Genomic DNA, 7,009 nt, shown 5'->3' with positions numbered 1-7,009 from the left:
TAACTGCATCTACAAGGGAGGCTGAAGCCACCGCCCCAAAGTCAAAACAAGGTTCATAAAAAGAAGTCGCAGAGCTCCTCCGCTAATGATACTAAGCTCGCGCTTAATTCGCCCACCGCACCAAAATCAAAGCAAGGTTCCTGAAAGTGAGTAGACCTAGCGTTAATAAATGGGTCAGTATCTATTTAAGCGAAGGCCTCGAAGGGTGAAAAGAGCGCTTCTCTTACAATTCCTTTCTCAGTGCATAACAAATTTAATTTTGCTAATAACTTAAACGACTTCACTTCAATCATCACCATTAAAAATAGATGATCGGGCTGCAAATACCAGACCTTAAACATGCCCATCGCAAATTAAAAGTTAGCTTATACTAATCACGTTAATTAACTGTTCGATTTTACTTATTTAACCTAATTACTATTACTTCTCATATTTTATAGCTGTAGAAAACTTAAGCTCAGGATTCTTAATCACTAATAAAATACCGCTTAGAATTATCACACTGGAAATTACAAACACTGCCGACACACTTTCCTCGAGAAAGATAAAGCCCGCCACAGCAGCTAATACAGGTACTAATAACTGCACTACAGCAGCAACATTATGACGTAATGCCGTTAATGCTTGATACCATAATAAATAACCTAAAGCAGATGCGAATACACCGGATAAAATAGCGTACAGCACGCCCTCTAAGGTTAAGAAAGTGGCATCGATATTGATCACCGCAAAGAGAATAATAAAAGGTAATGTTCGGAAAAAATTAAAAATAGTATCAGCGGTAGGATCTAAGCTTTCTTTACCCGCTAAGGTATAAAATGCCCAACTAATACCAGATAAACACATTAGAGCAAATGCAATCAGTGATGGACTAGAGAGTTGTGGTGCCAGTAAAAAAACAAAACCTGCAACCGCTAAAATCAAACCAATTAATTCAGCTCTTGTTAATAAATGCCCTTTTAACACACGGCTAAGCAACATAGTCACTTGTACCGTGGCAAATAACACCAATGCACCTGTTGCCGTATCCAATTGAATATAAGCATAGGAAAAGGTCATGGCATAAATAAATAACCATGTCGCGTTAAGCCAACTCCCCGTGCTCTTTTTATCGATTGTTGAAGGCTGATTATCTATTTCAGCTCTGTTCGCTTTTTTAGGGTCCACAATAAAGTGCTTAACGGCTAGAAATAAACCTAAGAAAATACTACCGGATAGTAACCTGATCACAGTGAAACTACCGGCATCAACTTGCTGATCTCCTAATGCTAAACGACAAAATACAGAATTTGCAGCAAAAGCAATTAATGCAAAACTGGTCAGTAGGAAGGTTTTATATGGGTTAAATACTGTATTCTGCATATTAAGCTCATTACACTTTAAAATAGGGAAGTTAATTATATCAACAGCTTTTGAAGATAATGTCTAATCAAGTTGTGCGTAAATTATAAAATTTATCGCTGTGATAAGTGAAATATCTTGTTTTGATGTTAGGACAAATAGAATGGTAAATTGGGAATTTTATAAAACGGCCGTTCTAGGATAGAAAACCGACCGTAATAGCAGACTTGTTTTATTAAATAACTTAAGAAACAATAAGTGCGCTAGCTAAGCCTATTAAGCCGCCAAATACACCACCCCATACAACCAACCAACCTAGATGTTTTTTGATCATTGCTTGTATTATTTCTTTTACCAGTAAAGGGGTTAATTCATTAAGACGTTGCTCGATAATCTGTTCAATTTTAGTCAGAATATCCTGCATCATGTCTGGCTGTTCCATCTCATTTTTCAATAACGTTAAGAAATCTTCCTTTTCAGTTAAATCAATGATTGATGATTTCATATGCTTAATGAAAGGCTCTCTTAATGGTTTAAGTGCCTCTTCGCCACCAAACATTCCAAGCATGCCACCAAAAGAAGAGTTTAAGATAACTTCTACTAACCCGTCGTAAGTTGGATTTAAATCGACCTTTTCGATAACCGGTTTCAAGTTAAACTGAGCGGATGATAAACTTCCTGCAGATAAAAATCGCTCTACATTTTCAGCCGTAAAGAATTGCTGCATCATTAAGTTACGTATACCTGATTTAAATTCTTCAAAGTGAGCAGGTACGACACCTGATCCATATAAGAAAGGAATCTTTTCAAATAACATAAAAATAGCGAGCCAATTGGTTAATGCGCCCGATAAGGCAAATAACCCAACCATCGTTAGAATAGCCGACAATTGGCTTTCTCCTAACAATAAACCGACCGCTAAAATCAGCGCGGCAATAAAGTTTGTAATAAAGCTTTTATTCATTTATCTCCCCTTCTCTATCACTCAATTTTTACCCAAAAAAAATCCAGTTATAAATAACTGGATTTAATACCTCAAAATAAGATTTACAACTATTTTGAAATATCTTCACGTAGTTTTAAACTACGTAGTGCTTTATCAAGTACACCATTAACAAATTTGTATGATTCGTCAGTTGCAAAATCTTTTGCTAATTCAATCGCTTCATTGAGTACCACTTTATGCGGAACATCAGTACGATAAGTTAGTTCAAACATAGCTAAACGCAATACCGCAAGGTCAACCTTATCAACATCGCTAATTTTACGAGAAAGGTAAGGCGATAACTTGTCATCTATTGAATCAACATTTTTTACAACACCGATTAATAGCTCTTTGAAATAAGGTACATCTGTTTTAGACATATCTTGATCAACTGCAAACTCTTCCATAATTTGAGTTGTTCCGGCTTGCGTAAGTTGCCATTGGTAAATAGCTTGTACGGCAAATTGACGTGCACGACGACGTTCAGCTGGTTTCATAGCCATTAACCTAATTCCGCCATTACATTAACCATTTCTAGCGCACCTAAAGCAGCTTCGCTACCTTTGTTACCCATTTTAGTGCCAGCACGTTCAATTGCTTGGTCAATAGAGTCTGTTGTTAGTACACCAAATGCAACCGGTACTGTAAACTCTAGTGATACTTGCGCTAACCCTTTGTTACATTCATTTGCTACAAGATCAAAGTGAGGTGTTCCGCCACGTATAACACAGCCTAATGCAACGATTGCATCAAACTTGTTAGAAGCTGCAACACGCTTAGTCGCTAATGGTAACTCAACTGCACCCGGTACACGAACGACTGTAATGTTATCATCAGATACTTGTCCTGTACGTTTAAGGGTATCAACAGCACCTGCTAATAATTGCTCATTAATAAAGCTGTTAAAGCGAGAGATCACGATTGCGATTTTAGCGTCTGGAGCGGCTAAGCCACCTTCAATAATTTTCATTTTCTACCCTTAATTCAAAATTTTGTGCATTCTAACACATTTCATTTCTTTATAGACACTGTTTATTCAGTGATATATTCAACTACTTCTAGTCCAAAACCAGATAATGCATGGTATTTTTTCTGTGAACTAAATAAAGCCATTTTTTGAACGCCTAAATCACGTAAGATTTGTGAGCCAACACCAACACGACGACTTGCTCCTTGTGCTTTAGCAGCCACTCGCTCTCCCGCATCTTCTTGACTGATATAGTTAACTTGCTCTAACAATGATTCAGCTGTTTCCTGATGACCAAGCATAACTAATACGCCACCTTCTTTTGCTAATCGCTCTAATGCAGTATGCATCGGCCATGTACGCGGCGCTAAGCGATCAGAGAAAAAGTTATCGGCAAAAGTATTTTGCAGGTGCACACGAACATTGGTTGTTTCGCCTGCTTTAACTTCACCGCTAACCAGTGCAAAATGGACTTGTTTATCAATTGTATCTTGATAAGCGATAAGATCAAATTCACCAAACTCAGTCGGTAATTTACATTGATTTACACGTTCAATAGTCGTTTCGTTATTATTACGATATTCAATTAAGTCTGCAACGGTCCCTAATTTGATGCCATGTTCTTTAGCAAAGATTTCTAGGTCAGCGCGACGAGCCATTGTTCCATCTTCGTTTAAGATTTCAACAATCACCCCTGCTGGTTCACGGCCCGCTAAGCGTGCTAAGTCACAACCTGCTTCTGTGTGTCCTGCACGTGTTAATACGCCACCATTTTGTGCTTTTAAAGGGAAAATATGGCCTGGCATAACGATATCAGTCGGTTTGGCATCTTTTGCTATCGCCGCTAATACTGTTACCGCACGATCTGCTGCCGAAATACCCGTTGTCACGCCCTCTGCGGCTTCGATAGAAACTGTAAAGTTAGTTGAAAATGCCGCGGTATTATCTTCTACCATTAATGGTAATTTAAGTTGCTCACAACGCTCAGCGGTTAATGTTAAGCAAATCAAACCACGGCCGTATTTTGCCATAAAGTTAATTGCTTCAGGCGTTACCATATCAGCAGCCATGATTAAGTCGCCTTCATTCTCACGATCTTCATCATCCATTAAGATAACCATTTTACCTAAGCGGATATCTTCAATTATTTCTGCACTTGTATTTAATTTCATTCTCTACCCTTAAATTTTTTATGACTGTGCTATCTACCTGCTTTTGAGCAACCTTCTTCTAAGATAGGGCTAGCCCATGAAACCACTTTTAGCGAGGAGTTCCATTGTTGATTGTTGTTTTTTATTTGGCTCGGCAGCTTGCTCGCCCAGCATTAGACGTTCTAAATAACGAGAAATAACATCGACTTCTAAATTAACACGCGAGCCAACAGCGTATTGCTGTATCGTTGTCTGGCTAATGGTATGTGGAATAATGGTTAATTTAAAACTTGAGCCATCAACATCATTGGTTGTTAAGCTAATCCCATCAACAGTAATAGAGCCCTTCTTAGCAATATATTTAGCCAATTCACTCGGTGCTTTTATCCAATATTCTACGGCATTACCCACAGGAGTAATACTAGTGACTTCGCCCACACCATCAACGTGACCACTCACAATATGGCCACCAAAGCGTTCGTTCATCTGCATTGCTTTTTCTAAATTAACCAAATAACCAGGTTGAATATTAGAAAAGCCACTTAGACGCAATGTTTCATGAGAAAGGTCAACATCAAAACTATCTGAGCTCAAACGCGTTACTGTTAAACAGACGCCATTATTAGCAATACTATCGCCAAGTTTTACGTCATGCATATCTAGCTCACCGGCGTTCACGGTAATCGTCATATCTTTTTCGTTGTTCTGAATTGCAGTTACTTTTCCTACTGCAGCAACAATGCCTGTAAACATATTATTCTCGATGATTAATTAAACGAATATCATCACCAATTTGCACAACTGATTGTAGCTTAAGTTTGATAATATCGTTCATGGTTGAAAAATGGGGTAAGTTTACTAAACTTCTGCTTTGATCTCCCATCAATTTTATAGCTTGATATAAGATAAATTCATCAACTAAGTCACATTTAAATAATTCGCCAGCTAATGTTGCGCCCGCCTCTACCCATAAGTCATTAATTTCATATTGGTTTAAAAGAGACATCAGTTCATGGAGATCAATTTTGTTAAGGTCATTTTTAGGGCAAATGATCTGCTCTACATCAGCAGTACATAAATCAAAATCAGATCTATCTCGCGCTGTTAAAGACACAATCAGTACTTTGCCCGGCAAACTAAATAAGTGTTCTTGAAGTGTTAGTTTATTATTAGAATCTAAGAGGATGCGTATCGGCTGTCGTACATTCGCTTCAGGTAATAGCTCTGGTGTTATTTGAGGGCTATTGATCAGTTCCTGATAACGAACATTTAAGCTTGGGTTATCCAATAATACGGTATTAATACCTGTTAAAATGGCACTTTGTTGCGCTCTAAAATACTGCACATCTGCACGTGCTGCTTTACCTGTTATCCATTTGCTTTCGCCGTTTTTAAGCGCTGTTTTACCATCTAGGCTAGATGCCATTTTAACAGTGATACGTGGGCGTTTAAATTTCATACGAGTAATAAAGCCAAGATTCAGCTGTTCAGCTTGTGCCGTTAGTAAACCCACCTCAACAATAATACCAGCTTCTTCTAAAATAGAGATTCCACGCCCTGCAACTTTAGGGTTCGGGTCGACCATCGCGATAACCACACGTTTTACGCCAGCTTTAACTAATGCTAATGCGCAAGGTGGCGTGCGTCCAAAATGAGAGCAAGGCTCTAGTGTCACATAACATGTCGCACCTAATGACTTTTCTTTCGCCATTGCCAAAGCATTTACTTCAGCATGACCAGCTCCCGCTTTTAAATGAAAGCCTTCGCCAACAATCTCATCATTCAGGGTAATCACACAACCAACATTAGGGTTTGGTGACGTTGTAAAGCGTCCTTTCTTAGCGAGCTCGATAGCACGCTGCATGTATTTTTGATCTGTTTGAGTAAATGGCATAACTTTTTATCTTTATTATTTATCTAACTTGGCAATTTCTTCGCCAAATTCTTTTACATCTTCAAAGGCGCGATAAACTGAGGCAAAACGGATATAAGCAACTTTATCTAACCCTTTTAGTAAATCCATAACCAGTTCCCCCACCATTTTAGAAGGTACTTCACGCTCACCCGTTGCACGTAATGTTGATTTTAACTTATGAACGGCACTTTCTACAGATTCAATACTAACCGGGCGCTTTTCTAACGCGATGTTGATACCGACTAATAACTTTTCTTCATTAAAAGGTTCTCTACTGCCATCTGACTTAATTAGTCGCGGCATAATCAATTCAGCTAATTCGAAAGTTGTAAATCGTTCATTACAGTCATTACACACACGGCGGCGACGTACTTGCGAACCATCTGAAACAAGGCGTGAGTCGATAACTTTAGTATCTTGTGCACTACAAAAAGGACAAAACATAATGTATTTCTCTCTGTAATAAAAACGAACCCTAGATCTAATTAAAAACCAGGATAAAAAAGACAGCTAACTTAACATAATTTAAGGTTTAAATCGCCGTTAATAAAGAGAATATTATAAAAAGACAAGGTATAACGATACTTCGCTCAATATATTAATACCAATTATATTAAATAAGTGATCTAAATTTTGCGCAGGAAAAATGA

General features: G+C 38.1%; 8 protein-coding genes. All 8 read right to left on the bottom strand.

Annotated elements, in window-relative coordinates; all coding sequences use genetic code 11:
• Positions 1 to 420 precede the first annotated feature (420 nt).
• The gene (locus tag V6256_RS14490) at positions 421 to 1,362 is read right to left on the bottom strand and encodes a DMT family transporter (RefSeq protein WP_341598972.1); all 942 of its coding nucleotides are present in this window, start codon (positions 1,360 to 1,362) and stop codon (positions 421 to 423) included.
• Positions 1,363 to 1,585: 223 nt separating this feature from the next.
• A complete protein-coding gene (locus tag V6256_RS14485; RefSeq protein WP_341598970.1) occupies positions 1,586 to 2,305 on the bottom strand; it encodes a DUF445 domain-containing protein in 720 nt (239 codons plus the stop codon).
• 89 nt (positions 2,306 to 2,394) lie between these two features.
• A complete protein-coding gene (nusB, locus tag V6256_RS14480) occupies positions 2,395 to 2,823 on the bottom strand; it encodes a transcription antitermination factor NusB (RefSeq protein ID WP_341598973.1) in 429 nt (142 codons plus the stop codon).
• A gap of 5 nt (positions 2,824 to 2,828) precedes the next feature.
• The gene (gene ribH / locus V6256_RS14475; RefSeq protein WP_341598968.1) at positions 2,829 to 3,296 is read right to left on the bottom strand and encodes a 6,7-dimethyl-8-ribityllumazine synthase; all 468 of its coding nucleotides are present in this window, start codon (positions 3,294 to 3,296) and stop codon (positions 2,829 to 2,831) included.
• A 62-nt stretch (positions 3,297 to 3,358) separates the two neighbouring features.
• The gene (ribBA, locus tag V6256_RS14470; RefSeq protein ID WP_341598966.1) at positions 3,359 to 4,465 is read right to left on the bottom strand and encodes a bifunctional 3,4-dihydroxy-2-butanone-4-phosphate synthase/GTP cyclohydrolase II; all 1,107 of its coding nucleotides are present in this window, start codon (positions 4,463 to 4,465) and stop codon (positions 3,359 to 3,361) included.
• Between the two features lie 69 nt (positions 4,466 to 4,534).
• Positions 4,535 to 5,197 (bottom strand): riboflavin synthase, encoded by a 663-nt coding sequence (locus tag V6256_RS14465; protein ID WP_341598965.1) that lies wholly within the window; start codon positions 5,195 to 5,197, stop codon positions 4,535 to 4,537.
• Position 5,198: 1 nt separating this feature from the next.
• Entirely contained in the window at positions 5,199 to 6,338 is a 1,140-nt protein-coding gene (gene ribD / locus V6256_RS14460; RefSeq protein WP_341598964.1) for a bifunctional diaminohydroxyphosphoribosylaminopyrimidine deaminase/5-amino-6-(5-phosphoribosylamino)uracil reductase RibD, read from the bottom strand.
• A gap of 15 nt (positions 6,339 to 6,353) precedes the next feature.
• The gene (gene nrdR / locus V6256_RS14455; protein ID WP_341598962.1) at positions 6,354 to 6,803 is read right to left on the bottom strand and encodes a transcriptional regulator NrdR; all 450 of its coding nucleotides are present in this window, start codon (positions 6,801 to 6,803) and stop codon (positions 6,354 to 6,356) included.
• Between the last annotated feature and the right edge of the window lie 206 nt (positions 6,804 to 7,009).

This window comes from Psychromonas aquatilis (assembly GCF_038155185.1).
GTDB classification, from domain to species: domain Bacteria; phylum Pseudomonadota; class Gammaproteobacteria; order Enterobacterales; family Psychromonadaceae; genus Psychromonas; species Psychromonas aquatilis.
The sequence above is the reverse complement of the archived record's forward strand: the minus strand, read 5'-3'. Positions and strand labels throughout refer to the sequence as shown.